The sequence below is a fragment of the Zunongwangia sp. genome (assembly GCF_048269745.1).
Classification (GTDB): domain Bacteria; phylum Bacteroidota; class Bacteroidia; order Flavobacteriales; family Flavobacteriaceae; genus Zunongwangia.
This window is the reverse complement of record NZ_JBLXIB010000003.1, coordinates 152273-171561: the sequence shown is the minus strand read 5'-3', so window position 1 is coordinate 171561 and position 19289 is coordinate 152273. Positions and strand designations below refer to the sequence as shown.

General features: G+C 32.7%; 20 protein-coding genes. 18 read left to right on the top strand and 2 right to left on the bottom strand.

The window, feature by feature from the left end; genetic code table 11:
- Positions 1 to 112: 112 nt before the first annotated feature.
- The gene (locus ACN0WI_RS05535; protein WP_417885652.1) at positions 113 to 475 is read left to right on the top strand and encodes a CoA-binding protein; all 363 of its coding nucleotides are present in this window, start codon (positions 113 to 115) and stop codon (positions 473 to 475) included.
- Here ACN0WI_RS05535 and ACN0WI_RS05530 read toward each other — a convergent pair.
- Positions 446 to 1909, bottom strand: coding sequence for a sodium:solute symporter (locus ACN0WI_RS05530; RefSeq protein WP_417885651.1), 1464 nt, complete (start codon positions 1907 to 1909; stop codon positions 446 to 448). The two genes, ACN0WI_RS05535 and ACN0WI_RS05530, sit on opposite strands and share 30 nt — an antisense overlap.
- Positions 1910 to 1992: 83 nt before the next feature.
- Here ACN0WI_RS05530 and recR point away from each other — a divergent pair, with 83 nt between their 5' ends.
- The 17 genes from recR to rimO all read left to right on the top strand — a co-directional run bounded on the left by recR (position 1993) and on the right by rimO (position 18045).
- A complete protein-coding gene (gene recR, locus ACN0WI_RS05525; protein WP_417885650.1) occupies positions 1993 to 2616 on the top strand; it encodes a recombination mediator RecR in 624 nt (207 codons plus the stop codon).
- Positions 2617 to 2726: 110 nt separating this feature from the next.
- Positions 2727 to 4061: a dihydrolipoamide acetyltransferase family protein gene (locus ACN0WI_RS05520; RefSeq protein ID WP_417885649.1), complete on the top strand. Its 1335-nt coding sequence runs from the start codon at positions 2727 to 2729 to the stop codon at positions 4059 to 4061.
- 84 nt (positions 4062 to 4145) lie between these two features.
- Positions 4146 to 4919 carry an exonuclease domain-containing protein gene (locus tag ACN0WI_RS05515; RefSeq protein WP_417885648.1) on the top strand — a complete coding sequence of 258 codons (774 nt, stop codon included), beginning with the start codon at positions 4146 to 4148 and terminating at the stop codon, positions 4917 to 4919.
- A 4-nt stretch (positions 4920 to 4923) separates the two neighbouring features.
- Positions 4924 to 5871 carry a carboxypeptidase-like regulatory domain-containing protein gene (locus ACN0WI_RS05510; RefSeq protein ID WP_417885647.1) on the top strand — a complete coding sequence of 316 codons (948 nt, stop codon included), beginning with the start codon at positions 4924 to 4926 and terminating at the stop codon, positions 5869 to 5871.
- An 11-nt stretch (positions 5872 to 5882) separates the two neighbouring features.
- A complete protein-coding gene (locus tag ACN0WI_RS05505; RefSeq protein ID WP_417885646.1) occupies positions 5883 to 6497 on the top strand; it encodes a fumarylacetoacetate hydrolase family protein in 615 nt (204 codons plus the stop codon).
- 6 nt (positions 6498 to 6503) lie between these two features.
- Positions 6504 to 6842, top strand: a complete 339-nt coding sequence (locus ACN0WI_RS05500; protein ID WP_417885645.1) for an Hpt domain-containing protein — start codon at positions 6504 to 6506, stop codon at positions 6840 to 6842.
- Positions 6842 to 8080, top strand: coding sequence for a CinA family nicotinamide mononucleotide deamidase-related protein (locus ACN0WI_RS05495; protein ID WP_417885644.1), 1239 nt, complete (start codon positions 6842 to 6844; stop codon positions 8078 to 8080). The genes ACN0WI_RS05500 and ACN0WI_RS05495 overlap by 1 nt, the downstream gene beginning before the upstream one ends.
- Before the next feature lie 145 nt (positions 8081 to 8225).
- On the top strand, positions 8226 to 8465 hold the full coding sequence (gene rpmB / locus ACN0WI_RS05490; RefSeq protein WP_013070732.1) for a 50S ribosomal protein L28: 240 nt from the start codon (positions 8226 to 8228) through the stop codon (positions 8463 to 8465).
- Between the two features lie 26 nt (positions 8466 to 8491).
- On the top strand, positions 8492 to 8674 hold the full coding sequence (gene rpmG, locus ACN0WI_RS05485; RefSeq protein ID WP_417885643.1) for a 50S ribosomal protein L33: 183 nt from the start codon (positions 8492 to 8494) through the stop codon (positions 8672 to 8674).
- An 8-nt stretch (positions 8675 to 8682) separates the two neighbouring features.
- On the top strand, positions 8683 to 8832 hold the full coding sequence (locus tag ACN0WI_RS05480) for a DUF4295 domain-containing protein (RefSeq protein ID WP_417885642.1): 150 nt from the start codon (positions 8683 to 8685) through the stop codon (positions 8830 to 8832).
- A 136-nt stretch (positions 8833 to 8968) separates the two neighbouring features.
- Complete coding sequence (ftsY, locus tag ACN0WI_RS05475; protein ID WP_417885641.1) at positions 8969 to 9919, top strand: signal recognition particle-docking protein FtsY; 951 nt, start codon at positions 8969 to 8971, stop codon at positions 9917 to 9919.
- Between the two features lie 29 nt (positions 9920 to 9948).
- Positions 9949 to 11613 carry an amidase family protein gene (locus tag ACN0WI_RS05470; RefSeq protein ID WP_417885640.1) on the top strand — a complete coding sequence of 555 codons (1665 nt, stop codon included), beginning with the start codon at positions 9949 to 9951 and terminating at the stop codon, positions 11611 to 11613.
- Positions 11613 to 11894, top strand: a complete 282-nt coding sequence (locus tag ACN0WI_RS05465) for a hypothetical protein (RefSeq protein WP_417885639.1) — start codon at positions 11613 to 11615, stop codon at positions 11892 to 11894. The genes ACN0WI_RS05470 and ACN0WI_RS05465 overlap by 1 nt, the downstream gene beginning before the upstream one ends.
- A gap of 132 nt (positions 11895 to 12026) precedes the next feature.
- Entirely contained in the window at positions 12027 to 15251 is a 3225-nt protein-coding gene (locus ACN0WI_RS05460; RefSeq protein ID WP_417885638.1) for a S41 family peptidase, read from the top strand.
- 102 nt (positions 15252 to 15353) lie between these two features.
- Positions 15354 to 16229 carry an aminotransferase class IV gene (locus ACN0WI_RS05455; protein WP_417885637.1) on the top strand — a complete coding sequence of 292 codons (876 nt, stop codon included), beginning with the start codon at positions 15354 to 15356 and terminating at the stop codon, positions 16227 to 16229.
- 118 nt (positions 16230 to 16347) lie between these two features.
- Positions 16348 to 16599, top strand: coding sequence for a hypothetical protein (locus ACN0WI_RS05450; protein WP_417885636.1), 252 nt, complete (start codon positions 16348 to 16350; stop codon positions 16597 to 16599).
- Between the two features lie 96 nt (positions 16600 to 16695).
- Entirely contained in the window at positions 16696 to 18045 is a 1350-nt protein-coding gene (gene rimO / locus ACN0WI_RS05445) for a 30S ribosomal protein S12 methylthiotransferase RimO (RefSeq protein WP_417885635.1), read from the top strand.
- Between the two features lie 65 nt (positions 18046 to 18110).
- Here rimO and ACN0WI_RS05440 read toward each other — a convergent pair whose 3' ends face one another.
- Positions 18111 to 19172 (bottom strand): class I fructose-bisphosphate aldolase, encoded by a 1062-nt coding sequence (locus ACN0WI_RS05440; RefSeq protein WP_417885634.1) that lies wholly within the window; start codon positions 19170 to 19172, stop codon positions 18111 to 18113.
- Positions 19173 to 19289 lie beyond the last annotated feature (117 nt).

Below are 19289 nucleotides of genomic sequence, written 5' to 3'. Positions count from 1 at the left end.
TTCCTCTAACCATCAAAAAAAGGATAATTGTTATTTTTATAAGACTTGTCTTATCCTAAAGACTGGAAAGAGAAACTATTGTTACAGTATTTTTTTAATGTATTTTTGAATTATGAAAAAGACAACCTTGGTAATAGGAGCTTCTATGAAACCAAATAGATATTCAAATATGGCTATTAAGCGTTTGGTTACTAATAATCAACCTACAGTAGCATTAGGATTACGAGAAGGAGAAGTTGCCGGAGTAAAAATTGAAAAAGAAAAAATAGTATTTGAGGATATCGATACAGTTACATTATATATAGGAGCTAAAAATCAACCTGAATATTATGAATATTTAGTGGAATTACAGCCCAATAGAGTGATTTTTAATCCCGGAACCGAAAATCCGGAATTATACCGAATTTTAACCAAAAATAAAATCGATTTTATAAATGCTTGTACGTTAGTTATGCTTAGTACGAATCAATATTAAACCTAAAAATGTAATAGCACCGTTTACGATAAGTAGTTCGTAATTAAATACATACCCAGCTAAATATTCGGCAGGAATATTGCCTAAAATAAAGGTGATAATTACAGAAATTAAAGCCACTAGCCATACTAGGTGATCTTTTATTTTTATTTTGGTAAAAATGCCCAGTGCAAAGAGTCCTAATAAAGGGCCATAAGTATAACTTGCTGCTTTTAGTAAAAGGTCTATAACACTGCTATCTAGCAAATATTTAAAGGCGATAATGACAATAACTAAAAGGCCACTTATTAGGATGTGTACTCGTTTTCTAATCGCTTTTTGTGCATTTTCAGGCTTTTTTTCTATAGCTAAAAAATCAATACAAAAACTAGTAGTTAAGCTTGTTAGTGCACTATCCGCACTCGAGTAGGCAGCAGCAATTAAACCAAGCAAAAATATAATAGCTAAACCTATTCCTAATTCTGCGTGTAATGCAATTTCCGGAAACAGTAAATCTGTTTTTGCTTTCCCATCTAAAACAGGAACTGAAATGCCATGTTTTTCGGCATAAACAAACAAAAGTGCACCTAAAAATAGGAAAAGCAAATTAACCGGTATAAAAACTAAACTATACGAAAGCATATTTTTTTGAGCATCTCGTAAATTTTTGCAAGTCAGGTTCTTTTGCATCATATCTTGATCTAAGCCCGTCATACATATAGTAATAAACATACCTCCAAAAAAGGCTTTCCAGAAATAATCTTTCTCTAAAAAACTATCAAAATGAAATGTTGAAGTGTATGCTTGCAATTCTGGGGCAGTAAAAAAGTCATTAAAAGTCCATTGCAATTCATCAGAAATAAAATAAATAGCAATTCCTACCGAAGCTAACATAAATAATGTTTGTAACGTATCTGTCCAAACAATTGTTTTAATACCACCTCTAGAGGTATAAATCCAGATTAATAAAATGGAAAGAACTACTGTAACTACAAAAGGAACATTCCATGCTTCAAATACAAAATACTGTAAAACCGTTGCTACCAAAAATAAACGAAAAGAAGCTCCTAAAACTCTAGAAATAAAAAAGAAAAATGCGCCAGTTTTATAGCTGGTATTACCAAAACGATTATATAAATATTGGTAAATAGAAGTTACATTAAGCTTATAATAAATAGGGAGTAATATAAAAGCAATAACTAAATACCCAAAAAGATAGCCAGCTACCACTTGCATGTAACTAAACTGAGAATCTTTCACCCAGCCAGGAACTGATATAAATGTAACTCCGGAAAGCGAAGCTCCCACCATTCCAAAAGCAACTACATACCAAGGTGATTTCCCTTCAGCTTTAAAAAATGCAGCATTAGAGTCGCTCTTTCCGGTAAAATAAGAAATACCTAATAGCACCCCGAAATACAAAATAATAAGCAGTACAATATGAATTGGTTCCATAAAATCCCTGTTTTTGCAACTTTGCCACAAACTTAGCATAATAGTAACTATTTGCATCAGTTTAAAATTGTAAATTTGTCGTTATGGATTTTTCTTCTAAAATGTTGGAGGAAGCCGTAGATCAGGTTTCCCAATTGCCCGGAATAGGAAAACGTACAGCACTTCGGCTGGTTTTGCATTTGTTGCGACAACCAGAAAGCCAAACGCTACAATTAACTCAAACCCTTTCTAAATTTCGATCTAATATAAAAAGATGTAAAAATTGTTTTAATATAAGCGATACCGAGATTTGTGAAATTTGTAGTAACACTTCTCGAAATAAAAGTTTGGTTTGCGTAGTAGAGGATGTTAGAGATGTTATGGCAATAGAAAATACAGGGCAATACCGAGGAATATATCATGTTTTAGGTGGTAAAATAAGCCCTATAGATGGTATTGGACCTTCTCAACTAAGTATACAGCCTTTAATAGAAAAAGCTAAAAATGGTGAGATAGAAGAAATTATCTTTGCACTTAGTAGCACTATGGAGGGAGATACCACAAATTTTTATATTTTCAAGCAATTAGAGAATTTAAAAATAAGTATAAAAACTTCAACTATAGCAAGAGGGATTAGTGTTGGGGATGAACTTGAATATGCCGATGAGGTAACATTAGGGAGAAGTATTACAAACAGAGTTCCTTTTGAGAATAGTTTAAAAAATTAGACGAGAAATAGTAGTGATAACTACGCTTTAATAAAATTTTATTATTAAATAAGTGAATTTTTGATTAAATTCGCAACAAAATAAATAAAAAATAGCTTTCAGTTATAGATATGGCAAAATTTGAACTAAAATTACCCAAAATGGGAGAAAGTGTTGCAGAAGCAACGATTACCAATTGGTTAAAAGAAGTAGGAGATACTGTTGAAATCGACGAGCCGGTACTAGAAATAGCTACCGATAAAGTAGATAGTGAAGTGCCAAGTGAAGTGGATGGGAAGCTGATAGAGAAACTTTTTGAAGCTGATGATGTAGTGCAAGTAGGACAGACTATTGCAATTATCGAAGTAGATGGAGAACTTTCTGAAAACGATGAAGATGAGTTAGATTTAGATCTTGATATTGAAGATTCTAGTGAATCTGAAGGAAATATAGAAGAACATGCTGCTGAAGCCGAAGAAGCTGTAAATACAGCTCGAAGTGCTACAGAGTCTCAAGACTATTCAAATTCAGATCGTTTTTATTCTCCGCTAGTAAAAAACATTGCAAAAGAAGAGAATATCGATTTGCAAGAGTTAGATACTATAAAGGGAACCGGAAAAAATGGTAGAGTTACTAAAGACGATATTTTAGCCTACGTAAAAAATCGAAAATCGACATCTGCTAACAATGATAAAAGTGGATCCTCTCGAACTTCTACTTCGGATTTAGAACCTCAAAAACCAGTCGTGGCTTCCGGAGAAGACCAAATAATCGAGATGAGCAGAATGGGTAAAATGATCAGTAAGCACATGATGGATAGTGTGCAAACATCTGCCCATGTGCAATCATTCATAGAAGCTGATGTTACTACAATCTGGAAGTGGAGAGCTAAAAATAAAGAAGCTTTTCAAAAAAGAGAAGGTGAAAAACTAACTTTCACACCTATATTTTTAGAAGCTGTAGCAAAAGCAATACGAGATTTTCCTTTAATAAATATCTCTGTAGATGGCGATAAAGTAATTAAAAAGAAAGCTATTAATTTAGGAATGGCAGCTGCATTACCCGACGGAAATTTAATTGTGCCAGTTATTAAGAACGCGGATCAATTAAATCTTGTAGGTATGGCTAAAAAAGTTAATGATTTAGCAAATAGAGCACGCCAAAATAAATTAAAACCTGATGAAATTCAAGGCGGAACCTACACGGTAACTAATGTAGGTGCTTTTGGAAGTATTACCGGAACACCAATTATTAATCAGCCACAAGTAGGAATTTTGGCATTAGGAGCAATTCGGAAAATGCCAGCAGTTATAGAAACTCCGGAAGGAGACTTTATCGGAATTCGATATAAAATGATTTTATCGCATAGTTACGACCATCGAGTAGTAAACGGAGCATTAGGAGGTCAATTTGTACAACGAGTAGCACAATATTTGGAAAATTTTGATCCAAATAGAAGTATTTAAAATTAAATAATCACTATTATAAGCAGAGCGGAATTGTAATTTTTAACAATTCCGCTTATTTTTATAAAACAACATTTTCAACTGATGGAATTAAAACTTGCCAAACCTATCTGTTTTTTTGATTTAGAAACAACCGGAACCAATATTGCAAAAGATAGGATAGTAGAAATCGCAATTTTAAAAGTTTTTCCAAACGGAAATAAAGAAAGTAAAACTTGGTTAGTAAACCCAGAAATGGAAATACCGAAAGAGGTTATAGAAATTCATGGTATTTCTAATGAAAAAGTGGCTAAAGAGCCTACGTTTAAGCAACTTTCAAAACAAGTTTACGATATGATAAAAGGTTGCGATTTAGCAGGCTATAATTCTAATCGTTTCGATATTCCGTTACTGGCAGAAGAGTTGTTACGTGCAGGAGTAGATTTCGATATGAAAAATATGCAAGCTGTAGATGTACAAACTATTTTTCATAAAAAAGAACAGCGTACTCTATCGGCTGCACTTAAATTTTATTGTGGTAAAAATTTAGAAGATGCACATAGCGCAGCAGCAGATACCGATGCTACTTACGAAGTTTTAAAATCTCAATTAGATAAATACGACGATTTAGAAAATGATATAAAATGGCTTTCTGAATATAGTTCTAGACGAAAATTTGCAGATTTTGCTGGATTAATTTCATTCAATAAAAATGGACAAGAAATTTTTAGCTTCGGAAAATATAAAGGTAAATTAGTTGAAGAGGTGTTAGAAAAAGAGCCAGGATACTTTGGATGGGTTCAAAATGCTGATTTTCCACTGTATACAAAAAAAGTACTTACAGCCATAAAATTACGTAAATTAAATACCAAACTATAAGTTAATGAGGATCCTGTTTACCACGGCTTTTTTATTTTTTGTAAGTGTTAACCTTGCACAAACAAAAAGACTAGTTGGGCAGGTAGTAGATTCAGTAAGCTTACAGCCATTACCTTATGTGAATATTGTGCTAGAGAAGGAAGAAAAAGGAATTTCTACTGATAAAGAAGGAAAATTTTCCTTTATAGTTGATAAGGTGTCGGATACTACTGTACTCAAATTCAGTTTTGTAGGCTATACGTCAAGAAAAATAACAATTAAAGAATTACAAGGAAAGTTACTTAAACTTTCTCCATCCATTACTGGTTTAGATGAGGTTAAGCTTTATAATGTCAAAGAAAAACATACAAAGCGAATTAATGATTTTCGAATAGGAGAAATAGTTGGTTTAGGAAATTTCAGTGGAGGGCAATATCCGAGCACTGTTGCAAAGTACTATCCAAAACCTGAAGGCTTCGATAATGTTTGTTTTATAAAACAAATCGAAATTCGATATTTTTCAGAAGAATTTACTATTTATAAAGAGACGAAATTCAGATTGCGAATTTTGGCAGTAAACTCTGAAGGAAAGCCAGGTCAAGACCTCTTAAACCAAAATCTAATTGTAGAAAAATCATCAAATCAATTTAAATCAAAAATAAACATACTTCCTTATAAAATAGCTGTTCCAGAAAATGGATTTTTTGTAGCAGTAGAGCATCTTTTTATTGAAGAAAATAGTTACATTGAAGAAAAAGATTACCGATTAAACGATACATTAGTGTATAAGAATGTAAAGTTAAAGAAGTATGGGCCAATTTTTAAAGGAGTTTTAGTTGAAAATACCGAAAATTTTAATGCTTATTTTAAAGATACAAATGGATGGCGAAAAATGAATCGTTTAGATAATTCAAGCTCTTTATTATCTGGAAAAATACCAACTCCAGCATTTAAAATAACCTTAACCGATTAAATTTTATATAAATGAAGCTGATTTGTATAGGTAGAAATTACGCCGATCATATTACTGAATTAAAAAATGAAAAACCAGAAGATCCGCTTATTTTTCAAAAACCGGATACTTCAATTTTATTAAAAAAACAGCCTTTTTTTATACCCGAATTTTCGGATAATGTTCATTACGAAGTTGAGGTATTGGTGAAAATAAACCGTGTAGGGAAACACATTCAAGAGAAGTTTGCCCATAAATATTATAATGAGATTGGGTTAGGAATCGATTTCACAGCTCGTGACCTTCAGCAAAAATTAAAAGAAAAAGGAGAGCCTTGGGAAAAAGCAAAAGGTTTTGATGGAGCAGCGGTAATTGGTGAAAAATGGTTAGATAAATCTCAATTTTCAGATTTAAATGATATAAATTTTAGTTTGCAAAAGAATGAAGAAGTAGTTCAGCAAGGGAATACTTCATTAATGCTTTGGAAGATAGATGAAATAATAGCGTATATCTCCAGTTTTTTTACACTTAAAATAGGAGATGTAATTTTTACAGGAACACCTTCTGGAGTCGGGAAAGTATCTCCAAACGACCAATTAACTGGTTTTATAGAAAATGATAAATTATTCTCAATTCATATAAAATAACATAAAATGAGTCATTATAATTTAAGTGCTGTTGAAGAAACAGCAGAAGGGGATCAAGACTTCATATTAGTTGTTATACAAACTTTTTTAGAGGAAGTTCCGCCAGATGTTGTTTCCATGAATGAGGCCATTAAAAATGGAAACTCAAAATTAGCTTATCAATTTGCTCATAAAATAAAACCAAATTTAAAACTTTTTGGTCTGGACTTATTAGAGCAAATACAAGTTATAGAAAAATGGGCTAAACAAGGAAAGGTTGAGCATAAAGTACCTGAAGCCGCTTCTATAATTACAGATCAAGTAACCTTAATTTGTGGAGAATTAAGAAATGATTATAATTTATAATGAGAGCAGAAATTGTTACTATTGGCGATGAGATATTAATTGGGCAAATTATAGATACAAATTCCGCATTTATTGCCAAAGTATTAAATAGAATAGGTGTAGAGATTCATCAAATAACTTCAATAGAAGATGATAGAGACCATATTCTATCGACTTTAGAAGAGGCTCAGAAGCGAGCTGATATTGTGTTGATAACAGGAGGTTTAGGTCCTACAAAAGATGATATTACTAAAAAATGCTTATGCGAATTTTTAAATGATTCTTTGGTTGAAAATAAAGAAGTATTAGCACATGTAGAAGAGCTATTCGAAAAGTATATAGATACGCCTATTTCGGATTTAAACAGAAGTCAAGCTCTAGTTCCTTCTAAAGCTGAGATATTAAAAAATAAATATGGTACTGCACCCGGTATGTGGATTCAGCATAACGATACTGTGTATGTATCGATGCCAGGTGTTCCATACGAAATGAAAGGCTTAATAGAAGATGAAGTTATTCCTAGAATTAAAAATAGATATAATCGTCCTGTAATTCTGCATAAAACTATTCTAACACTTGGAATGGGGGAAAGTGCTATTGCTGAAAAAATAGAACCTTGGGAAGATGCCTTACCCGATGCTATTAGATTAGCGTATTTACCAAGTTTAGGTAAAGTTAGATTAAGGCTTAGTATGCGTGGTGAAGATATTCAAGAAATGGAAGCCGAAATTGAAGCGCAAATTTCTGAATTGAATAATTATATAGGTGATATTATTAAAGGTATAGAAGAAGAAAATTCTATAGAAGAAATAATAGGAGATATATTACGAAATAAAAAAGCCAGTCTTTCAACAGCAGAAAGTTTTACAGGAGGACGTTTAGCCTCATTATTTACTGAACATTCAGGATCTTCAGGTTTTTTTAAAGGTAGTGTCGTTACATATGCGACTCAATCAAAAATCGATATATTAGGAATATCTGAAGATTTGCTAGCTAAACATTCAGTAGTAAGTGAAGCTGTAGCCTGTGAGATGGCAAAAAAAGTAAAAGAACTTTACAAAACCGATTATGCAATTGCTACAACCGGAAATGCGGGGCCATCAAAAGGAGATAGCAATGCTGAAGTAGGTACTGTGTTTTTAGCATTTGCAACCCCAGAAAAAGTTTTTGCAAGGGAATTTAATTTTGGAAACAGTCGTGAAAAAGTAGTAGGAAAATCAGTAAATAAGAGTTTAGAAATTTTATTAAATGCCCTATAATAGGGCGTTAATTTGCTAATAAATTTCTTTTCAAGAATAATGCTAAAAAAAATACTGAAATTTTTTCTAAAATATATTGTTTATTAGGTTGAAAAACCGTTAATTTGCACCCTGTTTTGAAATAACGAGATAAAGATATAGAGCAATGTCAAGAGTTTGTGAACTTACAGGTAAAAAAGCGATGGTTGGGAACAATGTTTCTCACGCAATGAATAAAACTAAGCGTAAATTTAACGCTAATTTAGTTAAGAAACGTTTTTTTATTCCTGAGGAAGATAAATGGATTACCTTAAAAGTATCTACTTCTGCGCTTAAAAATATTAATAAGAAAGGAATCTCTGCTGTTATAAAAGAGGCTAGAGCAAAAGGATTCTTGCAAAAATAATCCTTTACCTATAAAAATAAATTACGATGGCTAAGAAAGGAAATAGAGTACAAGTTATATTAGAATGTACTGAGCATAAATCTTCAGGTAAACCAGGTACCTCTAGATATATTACTACTAAAAATAAAAAAAACACACCGGATAGACTAGAGTTAAAGAAATTTAACCCAGTTTTGAAAAAAATGACGGTTCATAAAGAGATAAAATAAGTTGAGTCATGGCAAAGAAATCAGTAGCAGCATTACAGACAGGATCTAAGAGATTAACCAAAGCTATCAAAATGGTGAAATCTCCTAAGACAGGTGCATATACGTTCGTTGAAGCTATTATGGCTCCTGAGAAAGTAAACGATTACCTTAAAAAATAATCGGTAAAGAAATATAGTATATCTTTTAAGCCGTCTTGATTATATCTTGACGGCTTTTTCTTTTTGTGTATATTTACCGTGCGAAGTAATAGTTATATAAAGAGCTATTAATTTTCAATTAAATACCTATCAAAAAATGAGTCTATTCAAAAAGATATTTTCTAAAGAAAAAAAAGAAACTTTAGATAAAGGTTTAGAAAAATCAAAGTCTACCTTTTTCTCTAAAATGAGTAAGGCAGTTGCCGGAAAATCTAAAGTAGATGATGAAGTATTAGATGATTTAGAAGATGTTTTAGTAAGTAGTGATGTAGGGGTAGCTACTACCATAAAAATTATAAATCGTATAGAAGACCGTGTAGCAAAAGATAAATATTTAGGTACTGCTGAACTAAACCAAATATTAAGAGAAGAAATTGCCGGACTTCTTTCTGAAACCAATAGTGGAGAAGCAACTGATTTTACAGTACCTGCCAAAAAACCATATGTAGTAATGGTAGTAGGTGTAAATGGTGTAGGGAAAACAACTACGATTGGGAAATTAGCACAACAATTTAAAAATAGAGGTTTAAACGTAGTTCTAGGAGCTGCAGATACTTTTAGAGCAGCAGCCATAGACCAACTGCAAATTTGGGCAGATCGTACAGATGTTCCTATTATAAAACAAAAAATGGGAAGCGATCCTGCTTCTGTTGCTTTTGATACCGTTCAAAGTGCGGTAAAGCAAAATGCAGATGTAGTTTTAATAGACACAGCAGGACGTTTACATAATAAGGTTAATTTAATGAAAGAACTTACCAAAGTTAAACGTGTAATGCAAAAGGTTATTCCGGATGCACCACACGAAGTTCTTTTAGTTTTAGATGGCTCTACCGGTCAAAATGCCTTTGAGCAAGCTAAGCAATTTACAGCTGCAACAGAGGTAACTTCTTTAGCCGTTACTAAATTAGATGGAACAGCCAAAGGTGGTGTTGTGATAGGTATTAGCGATCAATTTCAAATTCCTGTTAAATATATTGGAGTAGGTGAAGGTGTAGATGATTTACAAGTTTTTAATAAATTCGAGTTCGTAGATTCGTTCTTTAAATAGTAAAATTTAATACTAATTTTTGTTTCCAAATGAGAAATTTAATACTGTTTTTACTGATTTTGGCATCTGTGTCTTGTAGTAATCAGAATAAAGATAATAAAGGATCTGATACACATGTAAAAATAAAACAGAATGCTGGTGAAGAGGAACAGGATGACACCACAATGATATCTTTTAGAGTGTTAGACTCTAAAATATTAGAAAAAAAAGTGCTTTTATCTCCATTTGAAATAGAACTTTTTCAGTTTACAAAGAAAAAATATGATAGTTTAAAGCCACTAATTTTAGAGAAAAATCTTGAAGAATTACAAGCTAATGTTGCAGAAGGTGTTTTTAATTACGAAGACTTAACACTGTTTTATCTATATAGAATTAGAGAGATAGATCGCGAGAATAATTATTCATTAAATTCAATTGTTAATTTAAATTCTCAAGTCTTAACAGATGCCCGATTACGCGATCGTAATTATAAAAATACTCAAAATAAAAGCCTTATTTACGGTATTCCTGTATTATTAAAAGATAATATTAATACCGCTAGTATGGCTACTACAGCAGGAGCTTTGGCGCTAGAAGAGAATACTACAGCGAGTGCATATATAACCAACCAATTGCAAAAAAACGGTGCTTTAATTTTAGGTAAAGCAAACATGAGTGAGTTAGGGTATTACTTTTGTGAAGATTGCCCAAGTGGATATTCTACAATTGGTGGACAAACATTCAACCCATATGGAAGAAGAACTTTTGATACTGGTGGATCTAGTTCAGGTAGTGCCGTAGCCGTAGCAGCAAATTTAGCCCCTGTTTCTGTAGGGACAGAAACAGTTGGTTCTATCTTATCTCCTGCTAGTCAAAATAGTGTTGTAGGATTAAAACCCACTGTTGGTCTGATAAGTAGAAATGGTATTCTGCCAATTTCAAAAAATTTAGATACACCAGGGTCTATCACTAAAACAGTAGCAGATAATGCCATTTTATTAAGTGCCATGGCAGGAAGAGATACGTTGGATACAAAATATTATCCAGATTCATTAGGGATTCCTACCGATTACTATACACATTTAAAAGATTCAGCTAGTGTAAATGGGGTTCGGTTTGGTGTTATAGAATCATTAAAAAACGATTCTTTATATGCTAAAGCCATCGAAGATCTAAAAAAAGCAGGAGCTCAAATTGTTACTTTTACTCCTAAGGAGGTAGACTTAACCAATTTCACTACATTGTTAGATTTAGATATGAAAAAGGATTTAAATAACTATTTAGATAAATTTGTAAAGAGAAAGGTAAATAGTATAGAAGAAATTTTAGAGTACAACCAAAAAGATAAAATTACTCGAATTCCGTATGGACAATCTATACTTGAATCTGTAGTGAAAACAGATACTTCTATAGCTAAAGAAAAATATGAAGCTATTAGAGATATATTGCTAGCAGAAGGGCAACGGTATTTTAAAGTGCCTATGAAAAAATATAATTTGGATGCTGTACTTTCTATCAATAACTATCATGCTGGTTATGCAGCAGCAGCAGAATATCCTGCTATTACTGTACCAATGGGGTATAAAGAAACAGGGGAACCAGTAGGACTTACTATAATTTCAGTACCTTATTCAGAGCAGAATTTACTGCGATGGGCTTATATTTACGAAAAAGCAACACAACAACGTAAACCACCAAAAGATTATATGAACTAATGGCAAGAAGATATCTGGTAATATTAACCAAACTAATCTTTATTTATTGTTTGTTTTATGTTGTAATGAAAATTACGGCTGTATTTCAAGGAGCTTGGTTTTATGCCAATTTAGTTATGGCCTTACCTATATTATTATTAGGTCTTTTAGGAGTGTATTTTGTAAAGTTTGAAAAGTATAATTGGTTCTATGTAATTATAGCTGCACTTATAATAAGCGCAATTCGATATTTTGAACAAGGTTGGTTATTAGAATTACACAATTATTTTATTAGTAGTTAAAATACTATCAATATAGTAAATAGTTTAAAAACCCGCATATATATAAAATTATGTGGGTTTTTTAGTATTCAACAATTAGTATCTTAGTAGTACTTTCAAAAAAAATCATCTAGAACTAAAATCAATTAATTTATGAGAAAAATTTATGTAACAATATTGCTACTCTTCATCACTTTAGCAATAACTGCACAAGACAATGCAAAATGGCTTCGATATCCCTCAATTTCTCCAGATGGAAAAACTATCGTTTTTGGATATATGGGAAATCTTTATCGAGTGAGTAGTGATGGCGGTGTAGCTATTGCTATTACTACTGGCGATGCTCACGATATGCGCCCAGTCTGGAGTAACGATGGTAAAAAAATTGCTTTTGCTAGTGATCGTTATGGTAATTTTGATGTGTATACTATGCCGGCTATCGGCGGCACTCCGGTAAGATTAACTTATAATAGTGCTAATGATTATCCGTACGATTTTACTCTAGGAGATGAGAAAGTTCTATATGGAAGTGGGCGTAATGCTCCTGCTTCAAGTGTTCGTTTCCCGAGTCCAAGATTATTTCAGAATTTATATACCATTCCTGTAAAAGGTGGCCGACCTGAATTACTTACTGCTGCCGGAGCTGAAGAAGCTAATTTCAGTAAAAATGGTAGTCAGTTAGTTTTTGAAGATCGGAAAGGTTATGAAGATCCGTGGAGAAAACATCACAATTCTTCGGTAACTCGAGATATTTGGTTGTATAACGTTGAAGAAAATACGTATGAGCAACTTAGCGATTTTAAAGGAGAAAATCGTAATCCGATATTCAGTTCAGATGCTTCAAAAGTTTTTTATTTGAATGAAAAAGATGGCACACAAAACCTTTATGTAAAAACATTAAAAAATAATTCCGAAGAAAAATTAACCGATTTTAAAGATTTTCCGGTACGACATTTAAGTAGTTCTAATGATGAGAAATTAGCCTTTACTTGGAAAGGTGAAATTTATACCATAACAGCGAATGAAAATCCTAAAAAGCTTGCTATAAAAGTGCTAGATGATGCTGCTTTTGAAGCGATCAAAAATAAAGATATCAATAGCGTAACCGAGTTTGCGGTAAGCCCTAATAATAAAGAAATCGCATTTGTAAATCGGGGTGAAGTTTTTGTAACCGGTGTGGACGATTCTAGAACTAAAAGAATAACCAATACGTCTACCCAAGAGCGTATGGTAAGTTGGTCTCCTAACGGAAAAGAATTATTATTTTCTGGAGAGCAAAATGGCAGTTGGAATGTATATAGAGCTACTTTAAATCGGCCTCAAGAAGAATTTTTCTATGCTTCTACTATTATTGATATAACACCTTTAATTAATACTGGAGCAGAAGAATTTCAATCAAAAATATCACCGGATTCATCGAAAATCGCTTTTATAGAAGAGCGAAATATTTTAAAAGTAATGGATTTAAAATCGGGTAAGAAAACGGTAATTCTTCCCGAAGGTAGAAACCATTCTTATAGCGATGGAGATTGGTCATACCAATGGAGTCCTGATAGTAAATGGCTAATGGTTGACGATCAAAAGGGCTATTTTTTCAATAACAATACAGCTTTAATAAAAGCAGATGGCAGCGGAGAAATTTTTCATCCTATAAATAGTGGATTTGGAGAGTCGAATGCCAAGTGGGCTTTAGATGGTAAAATGATGGCCTATGAGAGTAGTCGAGAAGGTAGAAAATCACTAGCCAACCAAGGAAGTACAGAACAAGATATTTATGCTGTATTTTTTAACAAAAAAGCTTACGATAGGTATACATTAAGTGAAGAAGAATTTAAACTACTAGAAGAGCGGGAAAAAGAAGAAAAAAAGAAGGAAGAAGATTCTAAGAAATCAAGAAAAAAGAAAGAAGATAAAAAACAAGAGTCGCTAAAGCTTAATTTCGATAATCTAGATATTCGTAAGGTCAAATTAACCATTAATTCGGCTAGCATTAGCGATTATGTACTAAATAACGATGCCAGTAAAGTGTTTTACCTTGCTTCTTTCGAGAAAGGATACGATTTATGGGTTACCGAGCCAAGAACTAGAGATACTAAAATTTTAGCTAAAATGGGTGGTTCTCATAGCGGAATTGAAATTAGCGAAGATGGAAAGTCATTATTCTTAAGCAATAATGGAAAATTGGTGAAAGTAGATACAGAAAGTGGAAAAGTTGAGAATATAGCCATTAACGGCGATATGGTTGTTGATGCTGCTGCCGAACGTAATTATATGTTTAATCATATTTGGAGACAGGTTACAAAGAAATTTTATGATTCTGAAATTCACGGAATCGATTGGAAAATGTATCATGATGAATATGCTAAGTTTTTGCCTTATATTAATAATAATTACGATTTTCAGGAACTACTTAGTGAATTGTTGGGAGAATTAAATGCCTCTCATACGGGAGGACGGTTTTACCCATCTAGCGATAATGGCGATCATACAGCATCTTTAGGTTTACTCTATGATGAATCGTATATGGATGATGGAATTAAAATTTCAGAAGTAATTTCTGGCGGACCCTTAGATAATGCCAGTAGCAAAATAAAAGCTGGTAATGTTATTACTAAAATTAATGGTAATAAAATTAAGGCTGATGAGAATTGGAATAAGTATTTGAATAATATTCAAAATAAAAATACATTACTAACCGTAAAAAGTGGGGCTAGCACATTTGAAGAAATAATCAAACCTGTTTCAAAATCACAAGAACGTAGCTTGTTGTACAAGCGTTGGGTTCGGATTATGGAGCATAAAACCGATAGCCTTAGTAATGGTAAATTAGGATATGTGCATGTACAGGGAATGAACGATGGTAGCTTTAGAGATGTATATGAAAATGCATTAGGTAAGAATCTAGAAAAAGAAGGCTTAATTGTAGATACTCGATTTAATGGAGGTGGTTGGTTGCACGATGATTTAAATACTTTTCTAAGCGGAGAAGAATATTTAAAATTTGCTCCACAAGGACATGTAATTAAAGGAGGCGAGCCAATGACGCGTTGGACGAAACCAAGCATCGTTTTAATGAGTGAAGGGAACTATAGCGATGCCTTTATTTTTCCTTACATCTATAAACAAAACAATATTGGTAAATTAGTAGGAATGCCTGTAGCCGGTACCGGTACTGCAGTTTGGTGGGAACGGCAAATAGATCCAAGCATTGTTTTCGGAATCCCTATGGTTGCCACCATTGGTAAAGAAGGTGTGCCAACCGAGAATATGGAATTAGAACCAGATATTGAAGTAAAATTACCTTATAATGAGTTTTTGAACGGACACGATACGCAATTGCAGAAAGCAGTTAAAGAGTTAATAAGAGAAGCTGAATAATAAAAAATCTATTTAAAAGTTATAAAACTGTCTTGTGAAATTTTGCAAGGCAGTTTTTTTATAGCATACAATATGCTATTTTTAAATTTCTGAATATTTAAAATGAAATTAAACTATCCCAAAAAAGTATATCTAAACGGAGCATGGATACATCCGGAAGAAGCCAAAATCTCGGTTTTTGATCGTGGTTTTTTATTTGGAGATGGCATTTACGAGGTTATACCTTTTTATAAAGGAAAGCTATTTTTACTGACAGAACATCTAGATCGGTTGCGGTATTCTTTGAAGGAAGTAGAATTAAAATGTGGTATTACTAATTTTGAAGCACTAATTTCAAAATCTATTGAAGAAGCGGAATTAGAAAAAGAAGATGGTGCAATTTATATTCAGATAACTAGGGGAATGGCACCAAGAACACACCATTTTCCAGAAAATTATCAGGCTACCGTATTGATGTATGCATATAAAGCCAAACTAGATAATTTTCAATATAAATTTATTGATACCTTAGTTTCTACAGATTTACGCTGGCATCGTTGTGATATTAAATCGGTTTCTTTAATGGCTAATATTTTAGCTAATACAGAAGCTAAAAAAGAAGGTTTTGCTGAAAATATAATGATTCGAGATGGTTGCTTCACCGAAGGTTCCCATTCTTCTTTGTTTTTTGTGAAAAATGAAACCGTGTATACCCATCCAAACGGCCCATTTATTTTACCGGGAATTACTCGAAATTTACTTATCAAATTATGCAAAGCCAATAATATTGAGGTTGTTGAAAGAGCACTTCCGGTTTCAGAATTAGATATGGCAACCGAAGTTTTTATCACTGGAACTACCACTCAAATCACTGCTATCAAAAACCTTCATTTTCCAGACAAAATTTTGAATTTTGGAGAAGAAATTGGAAAAATCACTAAAAAACTTCAGGGACTATTTATAGATGAGGTTGAAAAACAAATTGGAGTTAAAATATAGTTTGGGTTTATAAATTCTAAAATTCAAAATAATAAAATCTTGTATTCTTTTTAGTTCACAAAATAATTTAAGATTTCCCACGTTATGGGAAGTCCAAATCAAAAACTCAAATCATTTTATGTTAGACATACTTATTGTAAAAAAGCTAACTCATAAAGGAAAAATTGCATACTGGATTATTCAACTAACCCTTGATATACTTTTTTTAGGCTATCTTTTTATGTTTATGGATTACGATATGGATCGTTTAGCGGGTGATGGCTATGGAATTGTAATTGGCGGTATTGTAGTTTCGTTGTTAATTTCAGCAGCTATTTGTTTGACGTTTTGGCGGAAACCAAAAGAAGAGCCTAACGATCAGGAAAACTAAAATACCTTTAAAAATCACTAAAAGCTAAATTTTAGTTTTGAGTAGGAGTATTTCGTCGATCTTCACTACTTTTGCATTTTTAAACAAAGATTTTACATGAGGACTAAGTCGCTAAAAAAGAATAAGATAAATGTAGTAACCCTTGGTTGTAGTAAGAATGTTTACGACAGCGAAGTGTTGATGGGACAATTAAAAGCGAATGATAAAGAGGTTGTTCATGAGGAAGAAGGAAATATTGTAGTTATAAATACCTGTGGATTTATCGATAATGCGAAAGAACAATCGGTAAATACAATTTTAGAGTTTGTAGAGAAAAAGAATCAAGGAGATGTTGATAAAGTTTTTGTAACCGGTTGTTTAAGTGAACGCTATAAACCCGATTTGCAGAAAGAAATTCCAAATGTAGATCAGTATTTCGGGACAACCGAATTGCCAGGTTTATTAACTGCTTTAGAGGCTGATTATAAACATGAGTTAATTGGTGAACGTTTAACAACAACACCAAAAAACTACGCTTATTTAAAGATTGCTGAAGGTTGCGATCGCCCTTGTAGCTTTTGCGCAATTCCGTTAATGCGAGGGGGGCACAAATCTACACCAATAGAGAACCTAGTGATAGAAGCTGAAAAGCTTGCCGCTAATGGTGTAAAAGAACTGATTCTTATTGCACAAGATCTTACTTATTACGGACTTGATTTGTATAAGAAGAGAAATTTAGCCGAACTACTAGAGAATTTAGTGAAAGTGGAAGGGATAGAATGGATTCGCTTGCATTATGCATTTCCTACCGGTTTCCCGATGGATGTATTAGATTTGATGAAGCGTGAGCCTAAAGTTTGTAATTATTTAGATATTCCTTTACAGCATATTTCAGACGATTTATTAAAATCGATGCGTCGCGGAACTACACACAAAAAAACAACAGATCTTTTATATAAGTTTCGAGAAATTGTACCGGAGATGGCGATTAGAACTACGCTAATTGTTGGTTATCCGGGAGAAACTGAAGCACAGTTTCAGGAATTAAAAGAATGGGTAAAGGAAATGCGATTTGAGCGTTTAGGTTGTTTTACCTATTCTCACGAAGAAAATACACATGCTTATAATCTAGAAGATAATGTTCCTGATGAGGTAAAACAGGAACGTGCAAACGAGATTATGGAAATTCAATCCCAAATTTCTTGGGAACTTAATCAGGAAAAAATAGGGCAGATTTTTAAAGTGATTATCGATCGTAAAGAAGGAAATTATTTTATAGGTAGAACCGAATTTGATTCACCTGATGTAGATAATGAAGTATTGATTGATGCTACTGAAATTTACTTGAAAACCGGCGAATATTATGATATTAAAATTACCGATGCAGCCGATTTCGATTTATACGGAGAACCTTTACAAGCAGAAACAAAACCAACTCGTAAGGAGCTAAAAATAAAAACAGTTTAAAATAACCATAAACTGTTGTTTGATAAAAATAAAGGCTGAAATTATATAATTTCAGCCTTTATTTTTTATGCTATAGTAATTTCTGGGGTTAAATATACCTTTTGGACTTTACGTAGTAGTTCAACTCCTTCTTTCATAGGTCGCTGAAAAGCTTTTCTACCCATTATAAGTCCACTACCACCAGCTCTTTTATTAATAACCGCTGTTTTTATTGCTTCTTTAATATCCGATTCTCCTTTAGAGCCACCACCACTATTTATTAACCCGATTTTTCCCATATAGCAGTTAGCAACTTGCCAACGGCAAAGATCTATAGGATGGTCTGTAGCTAATGTTTCGTACATGGCATCATCGTATTTTCCAAAAGAAAGATTTTTATTTCCAAAGTTTAAAGTTGGCAATTTTTGCTTAATAATATCGGCTTTTATAGTAACACCAATGTGGTTAGCCTGTCCGGTTAGATCGGCAGCGGTATGGTAATCTTTACCATCTTTTTTAAAAGCTTCATTTCTGTTGTAACACCATAAAATAGTAGCCATTCCTAATTCATGAGCTTTATCGAAAGCAGCAGCAATTTCCTGTATTTGCCGGTCACTTTCTTTAGATCCAAAGTAGATAGTAGCACCAACAGCAGCAGCGCCCAAATTCCAAGCTTCAAGAACCGAACCAAATTGAATTTGATCGTAAGTATTGGGATACGTCATTAATTCATTATGATTTATTTTTACAATAAATGGAATTCGGTGAGCGTATTTTCTAGCACAAGAGGCTAGCACCCCAAAAGTGGAAGCTACTCCATTACAATTTGCTTCAATAGCTAATTTTATTATATTTTCAGGATCAAAATAATCTTGGTTTTTATAAAAAGAAAAAGCAGCACTATGTTCTATACCTTGGTCTACAGGCAAAATATTTATATAGCCTGTTCCACCAAGCGTACCACTTTGGTATAACCTACCTAGATTGTTTAAAACCTGCGGATTTCTATCAGAATTTATAAAATTATTTACAACATCTTTGTTGGGAATGTGAAGCCGTTCTTTATTTATTTTTTCACAAGAATGGTTAAGGAGATTCTTAGAAAGATCGTCTCCCAAAATTTCTGTAATTTCATCAATATTACTCATAATACTAAATTTTAATCTTGTTCTATTAAGGTAAGTATTTTACAAAAGATATTTATTTATTGAATTATAAAATATTTATAAATCTCAGTATTAAAATGAAGTTTTTTTGATCTTGAA

What these genes read in the sequence shown, in the direction of transcription:
- ACN0WI_RS05535 (WP_417885652.1), top strand. Translation starts at nt 113, where the DNA reads ATGAAAAAGACAACCTTGGTAATAGGAGCTTCTATGAAACCAAATAGA.
- ACN0WI_RS05530 (WP_417885651.1), bottom strand. Translation starts at nt 1,909, where the DNA reads ATGGAACCAATTCATATTGTACTGCTTATTATTTTGTATTTCGGGGTG.
- recR (WP_417885650.1), top strand. Translation starts at nt 1,993, where the DNA reads ATGGATTTTTCTTCTAAAATGTTGGAGGAAGCCGTAGATCAGGTTTCC.
- ACN0WI_RS05520 (WP_417885649.1), top strand. Translation starts at nt 2,727, where the DNA reads ATGGCAAAATTTGAACTAAAATTACCCAAAATGGGAGAAAGTGTTGCA.
- ACN0WI_RS05515 (WP_417885648.1), top strand. Translation starts at nt 4,146, where the DNA reads ATGGAATTAAAACTTGCCAAACCTATCTGTTTTTTTGATTTAGAAACA.
- ACN0WI_RS05510 (WP_417885647.1), top strand. Translation starts at nt 4,924, where the DNA reads ATGAGGATCCTGTTTACCACGGCTTTTTTATTTTTTGTAAGTGTTAAC.
- ACN0WI_RS05505 (WP_417885646.1), top strand. Translation starts at nt 5,883, where the DNA reads ATGAAGCTGATTTGTATAGGTAGAAATTACGCCGATCATATTACTGAA.
- ACN0WI_RS05500 (WP_417885645.1), top strand. Translation starts at nt 6,504, where the DNA reads ATGAGTCATTATAATTTAAGTGCTGTTGAAGAAACAGCAGAAGGGGAT.
- ACN0WI_RS05495 (WP_417885644.1), top strand. Translation starts at nt 6,842, where the DNA reads ATGAGAGCAGAAATTGTTACTATTGGCGATGAGATATTAATTGGGCAA.
- rpmB (WP_013070732.1), top strand. Translation starts at nt 8,226, where the DNA reads ATGTCAAGAGTTTGTGAACTTACAGGTAAAAAAGCGATGGTTGGGAAC.
- rpmG (WP_417885643.1), top strand. Translation starts at nt 8,492, where the DNA reads ATGGCTAAGAAAGGAAATAGAGTACAAGTTATATTAGAATGTACTGAG.
- ACN0WI_RS05480 (WP_417885642.1), top strand. Translation starts at nt 8,683, where the DNA reads ATGGCAAAGAAATCAGTAGCAGCATTACAGACAGGATCTAAGAGATTA.
- ftsY (WP_417885641.1), top strand. Translation starts at nt 8,969, where the DNA reads ATGAGTCTATTCAAAAAGATATTTTCTAAAGAAAAAAAAGAAACTTTA.
- ACN0WI_RS05470 (WP_417885640.1), top strand. Translation starts at nt 9,949, where the DNA reads ATGAGAAATTTAATACTGTTTTTACTGATTTTGGCATCTGTGTCTTGT.
- ACN0WI_RS05465 (WP_417885639.1), top strand. Translation starts at nt 11,613, where the DNA reads ATGGCAAGAAGATATCTGGTAATATTAACCAAACTAATCTTTATTTAT.
- ACN0WI_RS05460 (WP_417885638.1), top strand. Translation starts at nt 12,027, where the DNA reads ATGAGAAAAATTTATGTAACAATATTGCTACTCTTCATCACTTTAGCA.
- ACN0WI_RS05455 (WP_417885637.1), top strand. Translation starts at nt 15,354, where the DNA reads ATGAAATTAAACTATCCCAAAAAAGTATATCTAAACGGAGCATGGATA.
- ACN0WI_RS05450 (WP_417885636.1), top strand. Translation starts at nt 16,348, where the DNA reads ATGTTAGACATACTTATTGTAAAAAAGCTAACTCATAAAGGAAAAATT.
- rimO (WP_417885635.1), top strand. Translation starts at nt 16,696, where the DNA reads ATGAGGACTAAGTCGCTAAAAAAGAATAAGATAAATGTAGTAACCCTT.
- ACN0WI_RS05440 (WP_417885634.1), bottom strand. Translation starts at nt 19,172, where the DNA reads ATGAGTAATATTGATGAAATTACAGAAATTTTGGGAGACGATCTTTCT.